The organism is Pararhizobium capsulatum DSM 1112 (assembly GCF_030814475.1).
Lineage (GTDB): Bacteria > Pseudomonadota > Alphaproteobacteria > Rhizobiales > Rhizobiaceae > Pararhizobium > Pararhizobium capsulatum.
On sequence record NZ_JAUSVF010000007.1, the window covers coordinates 59,365 to 75,537 of the forward strand.

Consider the following 16,173-nt stretch of genomic DNA (forward strand, 5'->3'; position numbering starts at 1 on the left):
CATGGCCGTTAGCAGCACGAAATATTTTGAGGCGCGCCGGATGAGCGTTCGCTACGACCGCGTAAAAGCGATTGCCGACGTGAGCATTGGCTTTGATGCCGGCCAGATCATTTCTTTGATCGGCGCCAACGGCGCTGGAAAGAGCACGAGCCTGAGGGCCATTACTGGCCTGGCCAGTCTCACCGAAGGCGAGATCTGGTTCGATGACCAGCGCATCGACAAAATCCCGGCAGCCAAGCGGGTTGCGATGGGCATCGCCATGGTGCCGGAGGGACGTCGCGTCTTCCCGCTCATGTCGATCAGGGACAATCTTCTGATGGGCGCCTATACACGCCGCGATAATGCAGTGAAGCGCGATCTGGAACGTATTCTGGACCGCTTTCCCCGGCTGCGTGAGCGGTTCAAGCAACAGGCCGGGACATTGTCGGGCGGCGAACAGGAGATGCTGGTCATCGGCCGTGCTTTGATGTCAAAGCCACGCCTTCTCCTGCTGGATGAACCATCGCTGGGACTGGCACCTTTGGTCGTGCGCGACATCGCCCGCCTCATACTGGAAATCAATCGGGATGAAGGCACGACCATCGTATTGGTCGAGCAGAACTCACGTATGGCGCTGCGTATCAGCCAATACGCCTATGTGCTTGAAAACGGGCACATAGGCCTCGAGGGAGCGTCCCAAGACCTCCTCAACGACGAAAAAGTCAAGCAACTTTATCTCGGTGGCTAAGGGCCTCGACAGCGGTAACGGAGAAAAACATGCCAGGAAAGATCATACTAGCAGTAGGCCAACTCGGTCCAATCGCACGCAGCGACAGCCGCGACCAGGCCGTGAAGCGACTTGTCTATATGCTGGAACAGGCAGCGGCCCGAAATTCGGATTTTATCGTTTTCCCGGAGCTGGCACTGACCACGTTCTTCCCACGCTGGCATATCACCGATGAAGCCGAGCTGGATGCGTTCTACGAGACGGAAATGCCAAGCCCAGTGACGCAGCCGCTCTTCGATGCCGCAGTAAAACACGGAGTCGGCTTCAATCTTGGATTTGCCGAGCTCGTGACAGAAGGCGACACGAAGCGACGCTTCAATACCTCCATCGCTGTCGACAAAGCCGGAAAAATTGTCGGGAAATACCGAAAAGTGCATTTGCCTGGTCATAAGGAATACGAAGCTCATCGCCCATTCCAGCATCTGGAAAAGCGATATTTCGAGACCGGTGACCTTGGTTTTCCTGTTTTTGACATCGACGGTTTCAAGACGGGCATGTTCATCTGCAATGACCGGCGCTGGCCGGAAACATGGCGCGTGATGGGTCTCAAAGGCGCGGAATTGATCTGCGGTGGCTACAACACACCGTTGCACAATCCGCCGGTCCCGCAGCACGACCAACTCAGCTCCTTCCATCATCTTCTTTCAATGCAGGCAGGTGCTTACCAGAACGGCGCGTGGACTGCGGCAGCCGGGAAGGTCGGTATCGAGGAAGGCTGCATGTTGCTGGGGCATTCCTGCATTGTCGCGCCCACGGGAGAGCTTGTGGCATTGACCAACACGCTTGAGGACGAGGTCATCACGGCCGCCGCCGACTTCGCCCGCTGCCGGGAGATCCGCGAGAACATCTTCAATTTCGATCTGCATCGTGAACCGAAGAACTACGGGCTTATCGCCGCCGTCTGATCGGACGCCGTTCTACAAAGAAAAATTGTCACCGCCTTCGCATGAGGGAGGCGGAACGAGAGCGGCATGGCCGCTTACATGGGCGACAATGAGAAGAGGGAGAAGACCATGCGCGCGATCCTGCTCGAACAACCCGGCGAAGCACCGGGTGTCCTGCGCATTGCCGACATCGCTCCACCCGTTGGAGGACGGGGCGATATCGTTGTCGCCGTTGCCTGTTGCGGCTGCAACTTTGCCGATACGATGATGTGGCGTGGGACTTACCCTCATCCTGCACGCTACCCACTTGTACCAGGTTATGAAATTGCTGGCACAGTGATAGCCATCGGCGCTGCCGTCCAAGACTTTTCAGTGGGAGACCGCGTGGCGGGATATGCCGAGGCGGGTGGCGGCTTCGCGGAGTTCTGCGTCGTACCGGCCGCTGCCGCGATCCGCTTGCCAGATTCCGTGCACCTTGAAACTGCGGCGGCCTTCCTCATACAAGCACAAACGGCCTGGCATCTGCTGCATACGGTATCGACTATTCGGCCGGGTGATGTCGTCCTCATTCATGCGATCGGCGGCGGTGTTGGTCTCTACCTCACCCAACTCGCAATCCAAGCAGGCGCTGCTGTAGTTGGGACAGTGGGTACTCCGGGCAAACAAATGCGAGCACTCGAATACGGAGCAAGCCTCGTCGTGAACCGCGGGGAGGCGGATTTTGTCGGAGAGATCCGCAGCTTTCTTGACGGCCGGTACTTGGACAAGATTTACGATTCCACGGGGGCGACGATTCTTGATCGCAGCTTCTCATTGCTTCGTCCACTCGGGCAGATCGTCAGCTATGGCGAGGCGGAGGGCCGACCGCTCGACAATCTTTGGGCACGCCTCGTCGAGAAATCGGGCACCTTTTCCCGCTTTCATCTCGGTCATCTCGATTTCACCGGGCAGGCCTGGCGTGATGGTCTAAGCCTCACCCTTGCCGCAGTAGCCGACGGAACACTTCGCGTGCCCGTCGAACGCATCTTTTCCTTCGAACAGGCACAGCAGATGTACGAATGTCTCGAATCCCGGATGGTTTCGGGAAAGCTTCTGCTTGCTGTCAATCCCAATTGCAATCAATAGCCGGAGCTGAAGTCATGGCAAACTACGATCTCGTCATCCGCGGTGGAACCGTCGCCACCGCAAGCGACACTTTTCAAGCAGATGTAGCGGTTTCTGACGGAAGGATCGTCGCAATCGGCGAAAATCTCGGGGGTGCCGCAAGAGAAGTTTCTGCAGTAGGGCGGCTCGTTCTGCCAGGTGGCGTGGATTCTCACTGCCATATCGAGGAACCTCAGGTTGGCGAGATCCAGAATGCCGACAGTTTCGTTTCCGCTACGTCCTCGGCAGCGGCCGGTGGCACGACGACGGTAATCTCGTTTTCACAGCAGACCAAGGGCAGCGGCATTAGCGATGCTTTGCGGGACTATCATCGCAAGGCGGCCCTCGCGCTGATCGATTATTCTTTCCATCTCGTCGTGACCGACCCCACGGATGCGGTGTTGGAAGAACTGGTGCCGCTCATCGAAGAGGGACACCGGTCACTGAAGATCTTCATGACCTACACGAATGTTGTTCTCGATGACGAACAGACTTTGCGCGTGCTGGCGCTTGCCCGCCGCACAGGTGCGCTTGTCACGGTCCATGCGGAAAACCATGCAGCGATCATGTATTTGACACGCGTCCTCGAAAAGGCGGGGCTGACCAGCCCCAAGCATCATGCCTGGGCCAAACCCATGCCGGTAGAGCGTGAGGCCTGCCACCGCATCATCATGCTTTCTGAGCTGCTTGATGTGCCGATCCAGATCTTCCACGTCTCCGGCGCAGAGGCGGCCGAAGAAATCCGCCGGGCGCAGAACCGCGGCTTGAAGGTTTTCGGGGAAACTTGCCCGCAGTATCTGATGTTGACGGCCCAGGATCTTGATCGGCCGAATTTTGAAGGCGCAAAGTTTCTGTGCAGTCCGGCGCCGCGTACCGAAGCCGATCAAGAGGCGCTGTGGGACTACATCCGCACCGGTACGATTGGCGTCGTTTCTTCCGACCATGCACCGAACCGCTTTGATGACCCACACGGCAAAAAAGTCGGCGGTGAAAATGCACCTTTCAGCGCTATCCCGAACGGCGTGCCAGGGCTCGCGACACGTCTGCCAATTCTCTTCTCAGAGGGAGTAAGCAAGGGTCGTATCGACCTCAATACGTTTGTCGCGCTCACATCAACAAATCCGGCAAAACTCTTTGGCCTTCATCCGAAGAAGGGCACGATAGCTGTCGGGGCCGATGCAGACATCGCAATCTGGGATCCGGAGCGCCAGGTAACGATCCGTAACGACATGCTACATCACCACGTCGACTACACCGTCTATGAAGGTGTGAAGGTAAAGGGCTGGCCAATAATGACGCTCTCGCGCGGCGAGGTCATATGTGACGAAGGTGCGGTCGTCGGCAAGTCCGGTCACGGACGTTTTCTTGCGCGCGGCCCCTATGAGGCTATCAAGCCACGAGGCAAGCATGTAACGCCCTTCGATCCCGTAACGGGCAGCGTTGAAACTGCAACGCGCTGAAAGGACAAAGTGATGAAGATAAAGGTGATCAATCCGAACACGACGCTAACGATGACCGCAAAGATTGGCGAGGCAGCGTCTTCCATTGCTTTTCCCGGGACCGAGATCGTGGCGGTCAGCCCGAATATGGGGCCAGCCTCCATCGAAGGTCATTATGATGAGGTCATCAGTGCTCTCGGCGTGGTTGACGAGGTGCGTAAGGGTTCCGCTCAAGGCTTTCACGGCTATCTTGTCGCCTGCTTCGATGATCCGGGTTTGCATGCAGCTCGAGAAGTTGCGAATGGCCCCGTTGTCGGCATCGCAGAGGCTGCCATGCACATGGCATCCTTCATCTGCGAAGGTTTTTCCATCGTCGCGACCGGCCACCGCAATCGCATCATCCTCGAACATCTCGTGCGTGCTTACGGCATGGAGCACAAATGCCGAAAGGTTCGCACGACCGAGTTGGCGGTACTGGACTTGGAAGTGGAAGGTTCGGAAGCACGAAACGTCATTCTTGAAGAATGCCGGCGGGCAATCGCAGAAGACCATTCCGATTGCATCGTGCTGGGCTGTGCGGGGATGGCCGATCTGGTTGATTACATCTCTCGCGAGCTTGGCGTGCCTGTTGTCGATGGCGTGGCCGCCGGAGTGAAGATGCTTGAGGGCTTAATTGGCATGGGGCTTAGCACCAGCCGAGCCTGCGGCTATGCATATCCAAATCTTAAGCGATACGACGGGGAAATGGCACGTTTTCAGCCCTGAAAGAGACCGACCAAAGGAGTGTTCATATGTCGAACGCACAAGCTCATGTAACCTCGCCGTTGTTTCCCGCACTCATTGATGTACGTGTCGACAGCCGCACGAAGGGAATGCCCGGAAATCTGCCGGCTATGCCGCTTGGCGAAATCGGTGCTAAAGGTTGGAACCTGCTGAGAAGAGACCTTCCGACACCGCTTGCTGTACTTGATCGAGCCGCGGTTATGCAAAACAGCCGATGGATTTCCGCGGTCACAACATACTACGGCGTTTCGCTTTGCCCCCATGGCAAGACGACAATGGCGCCGCAGCTCTTCCGTAAACAGCTTGATGACGGCTGTTGGGGCATTACCCTCTCCACCCAGCATCACGTTCAGGTGGCCCGTCACTACGGCGTATCACGAATTTTTCTGGCCAACCAAATACTGGACACCGGCTTTCTAACCTATATTGCGCGAACGCAGATCGAAGATCCAAACTTCGAGTTCTATTTTCTCGTCGATTCGGTTGAGGGAGCCGAGCTGCTCGACCGAGTTGGAGCCGGTATTGCGGGCCATCGGCCATTCCAAGTACTGATCGAGCTCGGGTCTCATTTCGCGCGAACCGGCTGCCGCACCGAAGCCGAGGCACGGGCTATTGCGGAACGCATCGCCCGGATGCGCGGCTCGGCTGTTCTGGTCGGTATCGAAGGTTTCGAGGGCAGCATCCGCGGAGCCGATCGACCCGAGATTGAACGCCGTATCGAAGAATTCCTCGGCTTTATCAGGCGCACTGCCGAAGCTTTTGCCGCTTCCGATTTGTTCGGTGGACGGGAAATTATGCTGACGGCAGGTGGGTCGGCTTATTTCGACCTTGTTGCGAAAGCATTAAGGCGCGTAGTATTGAAGAAACCTACGCGTGTTGTACTGCGCAGTGGTTGTTACATCTCTCACGATGCTGGCATGTATGAGCGCGAGATCGCTCGCGCGCTGGAACGTTCGCCTGAACTGGCAAAATTAGATGCCAAGCCCGCTCAGGCGCTGACAGTTTGGGCCACGGTGCAGTCGCGACCGGAACCCGGCCTTGCCTTTCTTAACGCTGGCAGACGTGACGTTTCCTATGACGCGCATCTGCCGCGCCCGCTTCGCTACGCCTCGGGCTCACCTGCAATGGCTGTGGCAGGACTGCCCAATGGACACGAGGTAATCATGCTGAATGACCAACACGCCTACCTCAAATGCCCCGAGGACAGTCCTTTGCGTCCGGGAGACCTGGTAGAGCTTGGAATCTCCCATCCCTGTACGACCTTCGACAAATGGGACGTTCTCTGCGTTCTGGATGAGAGTTTTGATGTTGTCGACGCGGTGAAAACATTCTTCTGAGGCGAGGACAAGGCAATGCAGAAGCAACATATCGTGCTGGAGGAGGCGCCCAAGCGCGCCGGCCCGTATTCCCATGCGGTAATCGCCAATGGTTTCGTCTTCGTGGCAGGCCAGGGGCCGGTCGACCCTACAACGGGGGAAATGCCGGTTGATTTCGGGGCTCAGGTGCGGCAGGCCCTTCGCAACATGGAGACGATCCTAAAGGGGGCCGGCAGCGGGCTTACCGAGGTGGTGAAGGTCAACGCCTATTTGGCAGACCTTTCAGATTTTGAGCGTTTCAACGTAGTTTATTCGGACTTTTTCAAAGAGGACTTCCCTGTCCGAACCACCGTTGGCTGCACACTCAACGGCATCCTCTTCGAGGTTGACTGTGTCGCAGTTCTGGCATCGCGATAGAGGTTCATAGATCATTCATTCTGAGGTGGGAGGTCGGTAGTACGCTTATCGCGGTCTGGCTCGTCATATTGTAAAGACACTCTAAGGCTCGGTTCGCCGCCATCTTTCGGTTCCGTTCTCGAGGCCGAAGCAAAAAATATCAAGGATAACCACCGCGAAATTGGGGGGCTTCCAAAGTAAGAGCGTGCGTTATCGTGTTCGAATATTTCTCATGGAACTTCCACCATCTATTAGTGTTTCATAATGCTGGTGTCGGTCAATTCGACGCTGGTGCTTGCGCGCTTGTAGATGAGCAGCGGAAGCGAGCCAGTGGCCGCCGCCCCCACAGCCACTGGCTCAGGAGCGGAAGCAATCGTTTCAGGCCTGCCGGCCCAGGACGACAAGTCAAGATTTAGCGATGCCGATAAGCGCCAGGATGCCGCATCCCACTATCGCGGCCCAAGATGATGCTTGCCCACTCCATGACATTATTGTGAGTGACATCAGCGAGCACGCCGATAGCGAAGGCCATGGTGCCATCAAGCTTCTCCGCACCCCACGCGATTATTATATCGTTGATCATTGTTCCCCTCCCGCCTTCCGGCAAGTTGGCACGACCGGGAGCACGTCGTCAATTTCAGGCCGTCGCCCTTTTACCACTCACACTGGCAGCCTCGATATTCAGGGGAATTGGAGATTTCACATTATCATTCGCAGGCCGTAGATCAGGCCGGAGCCAATAGAACTCTGACCATGATACGCGGCGGCCCTGAAGGGGTCGGTCGTTCTCGGTAAGCATGCTCATGTGGATCTCCTTTTAGTTTAACTTTGGTCTTGACATACTAACGTATTTACGTTAGTGTCTAATCATCGAAAGGGAGCAAGCAAATGACCAACGCATCATGAAAATCAACATCACCAAGCGCTTCGATGGCAACTGCAAGGTCTACGCCTTCGATGTCCGCATTGATGGCGAGGTCTATCGAGAAGTTTCAAAGGATAAGGCCTATACGCTGATCATGCAGGCTGACGACGTTGCCCGCGAACTTGACTTCATCGTCGACGTACATGGGCAGCAGTACCTGCGTGCCGCATGACCAGAGAAGAGTTCAAGGCTATCCGCAAGCGACTCGGCTTCACTCAATCCGAGCTCGCTGCGCTTCTGGGTTACCATTCCGGCGTCCGCATCTCTGAGTTTGAACGGACAAAAAACCCGATTTCCGTTCCTCGCCTTTTGGCACTGGTCATGCAGGCGCTGGATAGCGGGTGGCGGCCGAAGGGTTAGCCTTCACCTATACATGGTGGTGCCGTGCTTGGTGGTGTAGGTGCGCGCTCACTATCCAGATTGGATAGTGACTTACGGATTGCACCAACGGTGGTCGGGCTCACTCCAGCCCTTCGACCAATCTCGTTATCACTCCACCGCGCCCACTCGGCATCCTGAAGCAGCGTAAGAACGGCACGCCTTTTATCCTCGTTGGTACGGCGGAGACCGTGCTGGCCGTTGGCGCCTAGCAATCCCACCCCGCAACGCCTATATCTAACGCGATGGCATGTTGAGCCGTTTGCGCCCGTGCCCCGAAAATCCAGGAGACAGATATGACTATTGAAAAGCCGGCACCGGCTCCAAAAGACGTGATCACGTTTGCGAAAAAGCACAGGATCGAAATTCAGGATGCGCAGAAAATCCTCACTCAATTCGGAGACGATCGCAAAAACGCAGACAAGGCGGCTCGCCGTATCGCTGCGTGAGGGCCGAAGTTGGTCGGGACAAGGGAACTTAATGCCGACTTGCCGGTATAGCTATGTCACCTCCTTGGTGATCACCGGCCTTATCACCCGGCGAAGGAGCCGAGCGCGCCCCATGCGGTCGGCTCCTTTCTGTCAACAAACTTCGTCCGTAAGGTTTCGGACCAGGACGACAAGTTCCTTCTCATCCGTCATTCCGCTACGGAAAGCATGCATGACAACAAGCGCTAGGTCTTGGCCTTGCCCCGCGTCAGGGTCAATTTCGCGACGTGCGCATTCTTCATCGAGAACCCTTCTCATCATCACCAGCGATTCGTCGCCGATTGATTGTCCGTAAAAGGACATGGCAATCACTCCTGTTGTGGGCGAAAGCACTATGATCTTTCAAGCGCTGATACCCTTAAATTGGCAGCGACCAACTACTATGCGCTTTTGCTGCTCTGATAGGAAACGCATTCGTTTTGGGAGATGCGTGAGGCGATTGATGCCGGCTGATTATCATTCGCTGGCCGCAGATCGGGGCGCAGCCGATAGAACTCCTGCCAGGACAAGCGACGGGGCGCGCAATGGCTTGTCGGGGCTGATGTCGACGTTGTTCATGTGAATTCCTTTTTCTGAGCAATTCGCCAAAGGCTGCTTTCAGTCGTCGCTATAATCTCGCCGCCTTCGATCTCCTTAATTACGACGAACTCTAGAAAGTCCATTCCCACCAGTCTCGGTCGCCTATAGGTTGGCGTCGCTCTGGTTCACCTGGTCAATTCGGCCTCAAGGTTGGGAAATGCCGAACCCTTGGGACGCCATGGCGGGCGATTACAAGACACCGAATGGATGGATCAAACTCCATACCAATGCCCCGCATCACCGCGCAGCGGCGCTATCAGTGCTTGGTTGCGAACCAAGCCGCGAGGCTGTTGCGGACATTGTCAAGACATGGTGTGGAGACGAGCTTGAAGAAGCGATTGTCGCTGCTGGTGGCTGCGCCGCACGCTTGCGGTCTGTCGAAGATTGGGCTGCCCATCCGCAAGGCGAAGCTGTTTCGGCAGAAAAATTGATACTTTGGGATACACCCGGCAAGCGGATGGCAAACGAATGGCAGCCCTCTCCCGCTCGCCCGCTTTCGGGGCTGCGTGTGCTCGATCTGCGGCGCGACAATCAGGATGAGAATCGGCCTCTCATCCAGATCGCCGCGCTATATCGATCTCACCCGCGTTCTTGCGGGGCCTGTGGCGACGCGATTTCTTGCTGGATTTGGCGCGGATGTCTTGCGTATCGATCCACCCGGATGGGATGAACCCGGCGTCATCCCCGAAGTCACATTGGGTAAGCATTGCGCAAGGCTCGACCTCAAGACGCCATCTGGGCGTAATGTCTTTAGTGAGTTGCTCAACAAGGCGGACATATTGGTTCATGGCTATCGCAGCGACGCACTCGAAGAAATCGGGTTCGGTACCGCAGCGCGACAGGCCGTTCGCCCTGGCCTGATCGACATATCCCTCGATGCTTATGGCCATAGCGGACCCTGGGCACGGCGGCGCGGCTTTGACAGCCTCGTCCAGTTTTCGTCCGGGATTACTGCAACGGGCATGGATTGGCGCAGCGCAGACGCTCCGTTCTCGCTTCCCGTTCAAGCACTCGATCATGCTACAGGCTATCTCCTGGCGGCTGCCGCAGTTCGGGGTGTGATCGCAAAATCGACAGGCGCAGGCCCAATAAGTGCGCGGCTGTCTCTGGCCCGCACAGCAAAGCTCCTAGTTGATCACAAAGACAGCCCATCCAACGCCAGATTTGCACCGTTGATGGATGAAGACTTCGGCACCACCGTTGAACAAACAGATTGGGGACCGGCGCTGCGCTTGCTTCCACCGGTCAACATTGCTGGCATACCGATGAACTGGACACGGCCAGCAATAAAACTCGGTTCAAACGAGGCGGTCTGGCTTGGTTGAGTGAACGGTGTACCCGGCGCTTCGCAAAACCGTTAGTTGCAAGAATGGCATCAGGGGAAGACTTGCGCGCCTTCCCGCTCGAGGAGAGTGCCGGGGACGAGCCATATGCCGTGATCTCGCGCGGCGAGAATAGCGACGCCCGATCAGTGTCCAATGCCTACCTAAAGTATCCCGATCGGAAAAATCAACGAGAGAGATTTGGTCGGAGGTGTGAACTTTTGTTGCGAGATTCCTCATGGCCTGAGCACTTGTAGTTGGTTGGGGCAACCGGTCCTGTTGTTGGTCCTCTAGTGGTATCACATTGATATAAAAACATAATGCTATGTTTTTGCGGGGCTCTGTTGTCATCTAGTTCGGTGGGAGAAATTTCAATGAAGGCTATTGCAATTTCATACAGAAAGGTGTTTCACTGTCTAAGGCGCTTACACAGGGAGGTGAAGTTGCAAAATTCGACGCACAAGGCCGACTTGCCTAAACAGGGGCGTATCTCACTCGCTACCTTCACAACTGCACCCGTTTCGCGCCTCGGCCACACTCCCCATTTAAATTCCCGACGGCGGCACGACGGGTAGCGCAGACCAAACAGCAAAGCAGCGTCAATTTCACCGAGGGCATGACCCGCGGGAGGGATTTTGCGTCCGACAGACAAGGTTCAAAAAGCGTTGAAGCACAATGGTCCCCATGCTCAAACGTAATTTAGAGGGGACCAACTTTTAACCGTTGGAGGAGTCGATGGGAATTTTCAAAACTTCCATATTGTCGTTTGGCGCTATGATCCTTGGATCGCAGCTCGCTCACGCCGAAACGCTTACGATCGCGACAGTCAACAATGACGATATGATCGTCATGCAGAAGCTGTCGGCAGAATGGGAAAAGAGCAGCGGCAACAAACTCAATTGGGTCGTGCTGGAGGAGAACGTGCTGCGTCAGCGCGTCACGACAGATATCGCCACCAAAGGTGGACAGTTCGACATCGTAACGATCGGCGCTCTTGAGACGCCAATTTGGGGCAAGTCAGGGTGGCTGAACCAACTCGACGATCTCGGCGACGACTACGACTACGCCGACCTGTTTCCGTCTGTGAAGAACGGCCTTTCGGCCGACGGCAAGCTCTACGCCGTTCCATTCTACGCAGAAAGCTCGTTCACGATGTACAATACAGACCTGTTCGAGCAGGCTGGGCTGAAGATGCCGGAACAGCCGACCTGGACACAGATCGCTGAGTTCGCGGAAAAGCTGACTGACAAGTCCAAGGAACAGTATGGCATCTGCCTTCGTGGCAAGCCGGGCTGGGGCGAAAACATGGCGCTCATTACGCTCATGGCGAACGTCTGGGGGGGTACATGGTTCGACAATAACTGGCAGCCGCAGCTGACGTCCGAGCCGTGGAAGAAAGCAGTCAATTTTTACGTTGACACGATGAACAAGTACGGTCCTCCAGGAGCGACCGCAAACGGCTTCAACGAAAACCAGGCGCTTTTCGCGGCAGGTCATTGCGGTATCTGGGTTGACGCGACTTCCGCCGCGGGCCGTCTCTACAACAAGGACACCTCGAAAGTCGTGGACAAGGTCGGGTATGCAAAAGGTCCCGGCGAGGTGACAGATGTCGGCAACGGCTGGTTCTGGGCGTGGGCACTTGCCATTCCGTCTACGTCCACAAAGACCGACGCAGCAAAAAGCTTCGTCAAGTGGGCGACGTCTAAAGACTACGTCCAACTCGTCGCCAAGACGAACGGCGTCGTAACCTCGCCTCCAGGCACGCGTAAATCCACTTATACGGAAGAGTACCTGAAGGCCGCGCCCTTCGCGGAGATGACGCAGAAGGCGATCCTCACCGCAGACCCGTCCAAGCCCACACGCGACCCAGTACCATACACCGGAATTTCGTTCGTCATCATACCTGAGTATCAAGGTATTGGAACGACCACAGGGCAGGCGATCGCAGGTGCACTCGCTGGACAGTCTTCGGTCGATGACGCACTTCAGTCCGCTCAAGACAACGCGGTCGAAGCTATGACGCAGGCTGGTTACATCAAGTAACATCCAATGCGTCCCGACGCCCGGTCGCTCACCTCCCGCGACCGGGCGTTTCTACCAAGAGGCGTGCGAGTAATCATTGGAGTACACTGAATGGCAGCCCGCTCAAGAGACGTGAGAACAGGACCGCTACTTGCCCCGGCAGTCGGCGTTCTGTTGTTTTGGATGATCGTGCCGTTGGCGCTTACACTCTGGTTTTCATTCCAGCGATACAATCTCCAGAATCCATTGATCACCGGTTTTGCGGGAATTACGAATTACAGGCTTCTGCTGTCTAACGCTCGGTTGTGGATTTCCATTTTCAACACGCTCGTCCTTGTCAGCAGTGTTCTGGGTATCACCGTGGTCGCGGGTATTATTTTCGCGGTGGTCTTCGATCAAGACTTTCCAGGCCGGAACATCGCCCGCCTCCTTGTCACCGCTCCGTTTTTCATCATGCCGACGGTCAGCGCATTGATCTGGAAGAACCTGCTGATGCACCCGGTGAACGGGTTCTTTTCCTATGTTTCACGCTGGCTTGGCTTGCCGGTCGTCGATTGGTTCGTCCAGGCGCCGATGTTCTCGGTCATCATGATCGTTGCCTGGCAGTGGATACCTTTTGCCACGCTTATTCTTGTGACAGCCATGCAGTCATTGGATCGAGAACAGCTTGAAGCGGCCCGCATGGATGGTGCGAAGGGCTTTTCAATGTTCTGGAACATCACTCTGCCGCATCTCCTTCGTCCGATTTCGGTCGTCGTCATGATAGAGTGCATTTTCCTGCTCTCGGTCTTCGCCGAAATTCTGGTCACGACGTCGGGGGGACCAGGTCTGGCCACGACCAACCTCAGCTACTTCATCTACATGCGCGCTCTTCTGCAGTGGGACGTCGGTGGGGCTTCCGCGGGAGGCGTGATTGCTATCGTGCTTGCAAACATAGTCGCCGCGTTCCTCATCAGAACCTTTGCGAAAAATCTGGAGCGCGACTGATCATGAAAAAATCGAGAAACTCACTCATTGCGGGAATCATAGGATGGACGTCCGCTGTCGTGATGTTCTTTCCCATCTTCTGGATGGTCCTCACGTCCTTCAAAAGTGAAATCGACGCAGTCGTACCATCGATATTGTTCGAACCGACGCTTCAAAGCTATGTCGATGTGAACAGTCGTGCCAACTACTTTCACTACGCTCTGAATAGTCTGGTCGAATCGGTCGGCTCGACGGTTCTGGCTTTGATTATCGGACTGCCCGCGGCGTACGCCTGCGCGTTCTATCCTGGCAAGCGAACCAAGGATTTGCTCTTGTGGATGCTGTCTACCAAGATGATGCCGGCAGTTGGCGTGCTGGTTCCGATGTACCTTCTTTTCAGGGATGCGGGCCTGCTGGACACACGTATCGGGCTCGTGATCCTATTTACGCTATCAAACCTCCCCATCGTTATCTGGATGCTGTACTCGTTCTTCAAAGACGTGCCTACGCCTATCCTTGAGGCGGGAAGGATGGACGGCGCTCGGTTCTGGACGCAGATGCGCTACATTCTGATCCCGATCTCACTGCCAGGAATTGCATCGACCGCTCTGCTGTCCATCATCCTTTGCTGGAATGAAGCGTTCTGGTCGCTCAATCTATCTGCCTCCCAGTCCGGTCCCCTGACGGCTTTCATCGCATCCTTCTCAAGTCCTGAGGGACTGTTCTGGGCCAAACTGTCGGCGGCCTCTACGCTTGCGGTCGCCCCAATCCTCATCATGGGATGGATCACGCAGCGACAACTGGTGCGAGGCCTCACCTTCGGAGCCGTGAAATGATCGAACTACAGAATTCAAGGAACTACTCATGGCAAACCTGAGTCTGAAAAATGTTACCAAGTCGTTCGGCGCCCTGGAAATCATCAAGGGCATCGACCTTGAGATCAAGGACCACGAATTCTGCGTGTTCGTCGGGCCTTCCGGCTGCGGAAAATCGACTCTTTTGCGCATGATTGCCGGTTTGGAGGAGATTACGTCCGGAGATCTCCTGATCGCGGGCAAAAGGGTGAACGACATCCCGCCCGACGAACGCGGTCTTGCGATGGTTTTTCAAAGCTATGCCCTCTATCCACACATGACCGTCCGGGAGAACATGGGATTCGCACTCAAACTGGCAAAAGTACCGCAGGCCGAGCGCGACGCCCGAGTGGAACGGGTCGCCGATCTACTTGAGCTGCGACAATATCTGGATCGCAAGCCCGGTGCTCTCTCTGGAGGGCAGCGCCAGCGTGTTGCCATCGGCCGTGCCATTATCCGCGAACCATCGATCTTCCTCTTTGACGAGCCGCTATCCAACCTCGATGCAGCTTTGCGGGTCCAGACACGCATCGAACTTGCTCGGTTGCACGAGCGCCTTGGTTCAACGATGATCTACGTGACGCACGACCAAGTGGAGGCGATGACGCTTGCGGACAAGATCGTCGTCTTGAAGGACGGCAGGATCGAGCAGGTCGGCAGCCCGATGGAGCTTTATCATCACCCCGTCAATCGTTTCGTGGGCGGGTTCATCGGCAGCCCGAAAATGAATTTCATAAAAGGGTCGGTCATCTCTGCATCCACCGGCGGCGTCGAGGTTTCTCTCCTTGGAAGCTCGCGCCTGACCGTACCGGTGTCGCCAAACAAAGTCGCCATTGGCGACAGCGTTGATGTCGGCGTGAGGCCTGAGCATCTCCGACTGGACGACGCAGGCCCGCTGACTGGCGGGGTGATCGTCGTCGAGCGGCTTGGCAGTGAGACGTTTATTCACGTTGAACTTAGTCCCGACACGATCGTGATCGCTCAACTTGATGGCAGCAGCAGTGTACGCGTCCATGACCGAGTTCGTCTCGCGGCGACGGCGGGCTCCAGCCATGTTTTTGCGCCTGATGGCGCCGCGTTGCCATCGCTGACGACCCACCCGCTTGTCGCTGAACATATCTGAAGTTTGGAGGTTCCATGTATCTTGAGAAAATGCGCCTGGACGGGCAGACCGCCTTCATCACCGGTGGTGGCCGCGGGATCGGGCTTGCTGCCGCCGAAGCTCTTTTCGAAGCCGGCGCGCACGTCATCATCTCCGACGTCAACGACGAGTTGCTTGAAAGTGGTCGCGCCTACCTCGCAACCAAGGGCTATGCGGCAGATGCCGTCCGTCTCGATGTCACGCGTCCAGACGATGTGGCGGCCGCCGCAAAGGCAGCGAACGAACGACACGGTTCCGTCGACATCCTTGTGGCAAACGCCGGAATTGCTTGGCCGGATACTCCAGGGGAAGAGATCGCCGACGACAATTGGAGGCGGCTGATCGACGTCGATCTCAACGGGGTCTACTGGTCCTGCCGTGAGTTCGGAAAACACATGCTCGGTCGTTCTAAGGGCGCGATCGTTACGCTCGGCTCTATCTCGGGACTGATATCCAACAAGCCCCAGCGGCAAGCTCACTACAATTCCGCCAAGGCCGCGGTCCATCATCTGACGAAAAGCCTTGGTGGCGAATGGGCGGAGCGGGGGGTCCGGGTTAACTGCGTCGCACCGACTTACGTTGACACGCCGATGTCAAACACAAGCTTCGACGACCCGGAGCGAATGCCGATCTGGATGGATTTTACTCCCATGCGGCGTGTCGCAAAACCGGACGAAGTGGCATCCGCGATCCTGTTTCTTGCGAGTGGTGCTTCCAGCGCGATGACTGGGACGGTAATTCCGGTCGATTGCGGCTATACGATCTGGTGAT

17 protein-coding genes are annotated in these 16,173 nt (G+C 56.3%); 16 read left to right on the top strand and 1 reads right to left on the bottom strand.

Annotated elements, in window-relative coordinates; translation table 11 throughout:
- Position 1 precedes the first annotated feature (1 nt).
- From QO002_RS30590 to QO002_RS30620, 7 genes are all read left to right on the top strand, one after another.
- A complete protein-coding gene (locus QO002_RS30590; RefSeq protein ID WP_307237448.1) occupies positions 2-727 on the top strand; it encodes an ABC transporter ATP-binding protein in 726 nt (241 codons plus the stop codon).
- 29 nt (positions 728-756) lie between these two features.
- The gene (locus QO002_RS30595) at positions 757-1,671 is read left to right on the top strand and encodes an N-carbamoyl-D-amino-acid hydrolase (RefSeq protein ID WP_307237451.1); all 915 of its coding nucleotides are present in this window, start codon (positions 757-759) and stop codon (positions 1,669-1,671) included.
- Positions 1,672-1,779: 108 nt separating this feature from the next.
- Positions 1,780-2,775: a quinone oxidoreductase family protein gene (locus QO002_RS30600; RefSeq protein WP_307237454.1), complete on the top strand. Its 996-nt coding sequence runs from the start codon at positions 1,780-1,782 to the stop codon at positions 2,773-2,775.
- 14 nt (positions 2,776-2,789) lie between these two features.
- The gene (gene hydA, locus QO002_RS30605) at positions 2,790-4,253 is read left to right on the top strand and encodes a dihydropyrimidinase (RefSeq protein WP_307237457.1); all 1,464 of its coding nucleotides are present in this window, start codon (positions 2,790-2,792) and stop codon (positions 4,251-4,253) included.
- 12 nt (positions 4,254-4,265) lie between these two features.
- Positions 4,266-4,997: an aspartate/glutamate racemase family protein gene (locus QO002_RS30610; RefSeq protein WP_307237462.1), complete on the top strand. Its 732-nt coding sequence runs from the start codon at positions 4,266-4,268 to the stop codon at positions 4,995-4,997.
- A gap of 26 nt (positions 4,998-5,023) precedes the next feature.
- Complete coding sequence (locus QO002_RS30615; protein WP_307237465.1) at positions 5,024-6,352, top strand: alanine racemase; 1,329 nt, start codon at positions 5,024-5,026, stop codon at positions 6,350-6,352.
- 15 nt (positions 6,353-6,367) lie between these two features.
- Entirely contained in the window at positions 6,368-6,748 is a 381-nt protein-coding gene (locus QO002_RS30620; protein ID WP_307237468.1) for a RidA family protein, read from the top strand.
- Between the two features lie 391 nt (positions 6,749-7,139).
- Here the strand turns inward: QO002_RS30620 and QO002_RS30625 are convergent, their stop codons facing one another.
- Entirely contained in the window at positions 7,140-7,310 is a 171-nt protein-coding gene (locus QO002_RS30625; protein ID WP_307237471.1) for a hypothetical protein, read from the bottom strand.
- Between the two features lie 319 nt (positions 7,311-7,629).
- Between QO002_RS30625 and QO002_RS30630 the strand changes: the two genes are divergently transcribed.
- From QO002_RS30630 to QO002_RS30665, 9 genes are all read left to right on the top strand, one after another.
- A complete protein-coding gene (locus QO002_RS30630) occupies positions 7,630-7,824 on the top strand; it encodes a hypothetical protein (protein WP_307237473.1) in 195 nt (64 codons plus the stop codon).
- Entirely contained in the window at positions 7,821-8,012 is a 192-nt protein-coding gene (locus tag QO002_RS31095; RefSeq protein ID WP_370878634.1) for a helix-turn-helix domain-containing protein, read from the top strand. Before QO002_RS30630 ends, QO002_RS31095 begins: the two co-directional genes overlap by 4 nt.
- A gap of 314 nt (positions 8,013-8,326) precedes the next feature.
- Entirely contained in the window at positions 8,327-8,479 is a 153-nt protein-coding gene (locus QO002_RS30635; RefSeq protein WP_307237476.1) for a hypothetical protein, read from the top strand.
- 1,154 nt (positions 8,480-9,633) lie between these two features.
- Entirely contained in the window at positions 9,634-10,422 is a 789-nt protein-coding gene (locus tag QO002_RS30640) for a CoA transferase (RefSeq protein ID WP_307237479.1), read from the top strand.
- Between the two features lie 732 nt (positions 10,423-11,154).
- Positions 11,155-12,462, top strand: a complete 1,308-nt coding sequence (locus tag QO002_RS30645) for an ABC transporter substrate-binding protein (protein ID WP_370878635.1) — start codon at positions 11,155-11,157, stop codon at positions 12,460-12,462.
- Positions 12,463-12,552: 90 nt separating this feature from the next.
- Positions 12,553-13,428, top strand: a complete 876-nt coding sequence (locus QO002_RS30650; protein ID WP_307237482.1) for a carbohydrate ABC transporter permease — start codon at positions 12,553-12,555, stop codon at positions 13,426-13,428.
- 2 nt (positions 13,429-13,430) lie between these two features.
- The gene (locus QO002_RS30655) at positions 13,431-14,243 is read left to right on the top strand and encodes a carbohydrate ABC transporter permease (protein ID WP_307237485.1); all 813 of its coding nucleotides are present in this window, start codon (positions 13,431-13,433) and stop codon (positions 14,241-14,243) included.
- A 28-nt stretch (positions 14,244-14,271) separates the two neighbouring features.
- The gene (locus QO002_RS30660; protein WP_307237488.1) at positions 14,272-15,384 is read left to right on the top strand and encodes an ABC transporter ATP-binding protein; all 1,113 of its coding nucleotides are present in this window, start codon (positions 14,272-14,274) and stop codon (positions 15,382-15,384) included.
- 14 nt (positions 15,385-15,398) lie between these two features.
- On the top strand, positions 15,399-16,172 hold the full coding sequence (locus QO002_RS30665) for an SDR family NAD(P)-dependent oxidoreductase (RefSeq protein WP_307237491.1): 774 nt from the start codon (positions 15,399-15,401) through the stop codon (positions 16,170-16,172).
- Position 16,173 lies beyond the last annotated feature (1 nt).

Coding starts and splice junctions, on each gene's coding strand:
- QO002_RS30590 (WP_307237448.1), top strand. CDS start 2: ATGGCCGTTAGCAGCACGAAATATTTTGAGGCGCGCCGGATGAGCGTT.
- QO002_RS30595 (WP_307237451.1), top strand. CDS start 757: ATGCCAGGAAAGATCATACTAGCAGTAGGCCAACTCGGTCCAATCGCA.
- QO002_RS30600 (WP_307237454.1), top strand. CDS start 1,780: ATGCGCGCGATCCTGCTCGAACAACCCGGCGAAGCACCGGGTGTCCTG.
- hydA (WP_307237457.1), top strand. CDS start 2,790: ATGGCAAACTACGATCTCGTCATCCGCGGTGGAACCGTCGCCACCGCA.
- QO002_RS30610 (WP_307237462.1), top strand. CDS start 4,266: ATGAAGATAAAGGTGATCAATCCGAACACGACGCTAACGATGACCGCA.
- QO002_RS30615 (WP_307237465.1), top strand. CDS start 5,024: ATGTCGAACGCACAAGCTCATGTAACCTCGCCGTTGTTTCCCGCACTC.
- QO002_RS30620 (WP_307237468.1), top strand. CDS start 6,368: ATGCAGAAGCAACATATCGTGCTGGAGGAGGCGCCCAAGCGCGCCGGC.
- QO002_RS30625 (WP_307237471.1), bottom strand. CDS start 7,310: ATGATCAACGATATAATAATCGCGTGGGGTGCGGAGAAGCTTGATGGC.
- QO002_RS30630 (WP_307237473.1), top strand. CDS start 7,630: ATGAAAATCAACATCACCAAGCGCTTCGATGGCAACTGCAAGGTCTAC.
- QO002_RS31095 (WP_370878634.1), top strand. CDS start 7,821: ATGACCAGAGAAGAGTTCAAGGCTATCCGCAAGCGACTCGGCTTCACT.
- QO002_RS30635 (WP_307237476.1), top strand. CDS start 8,327: ATGACTATTGAAAAGCCGGCACCGGCTCCAAAAGACGTGATCACGTTT.
- QO002_RS30640 (WP_307237479.1), top strand. CDS start 9,634: ATGAGAATCGGCCTCTCATCCAGATCGCCGCGCTATATCGATCTCACC.
- QO002_RS30645 (WP_370878635.1), top strand. CDS start 11,155: ATGGGAATTTTCAAAACTTCCATATTGTCGTTTGGCGCTATGATCCTT.
- QO002_RS30650 (WP_307237482.1), top strand. CDS start 12,553: ATGGCAGCCCGCTCAAGAGACGTGAGAACAGGACCGCTACTTGCCCCG.
- QO002_RS30655 (WP_307237485.1), top strand. CDS start 13,431: ATGAAAAAATCGAGAAACTCACTCATTGCGGGAATCATAGGATGGACG.
- QO002_RS30660 (WP_307237488.1), top strand. CDS start 14,272: ATGGCAAACCTGAGTCTGAAAAATGTTACCAAGTCGTTCGGCGCCCTG.
- QO002_RS30665 (WP_307237491.1), top strand. CDS start 15,399: ATGTATCTTGAGAAAATGCGCCTGGACGGGCAGACCGCCTTCATCACC.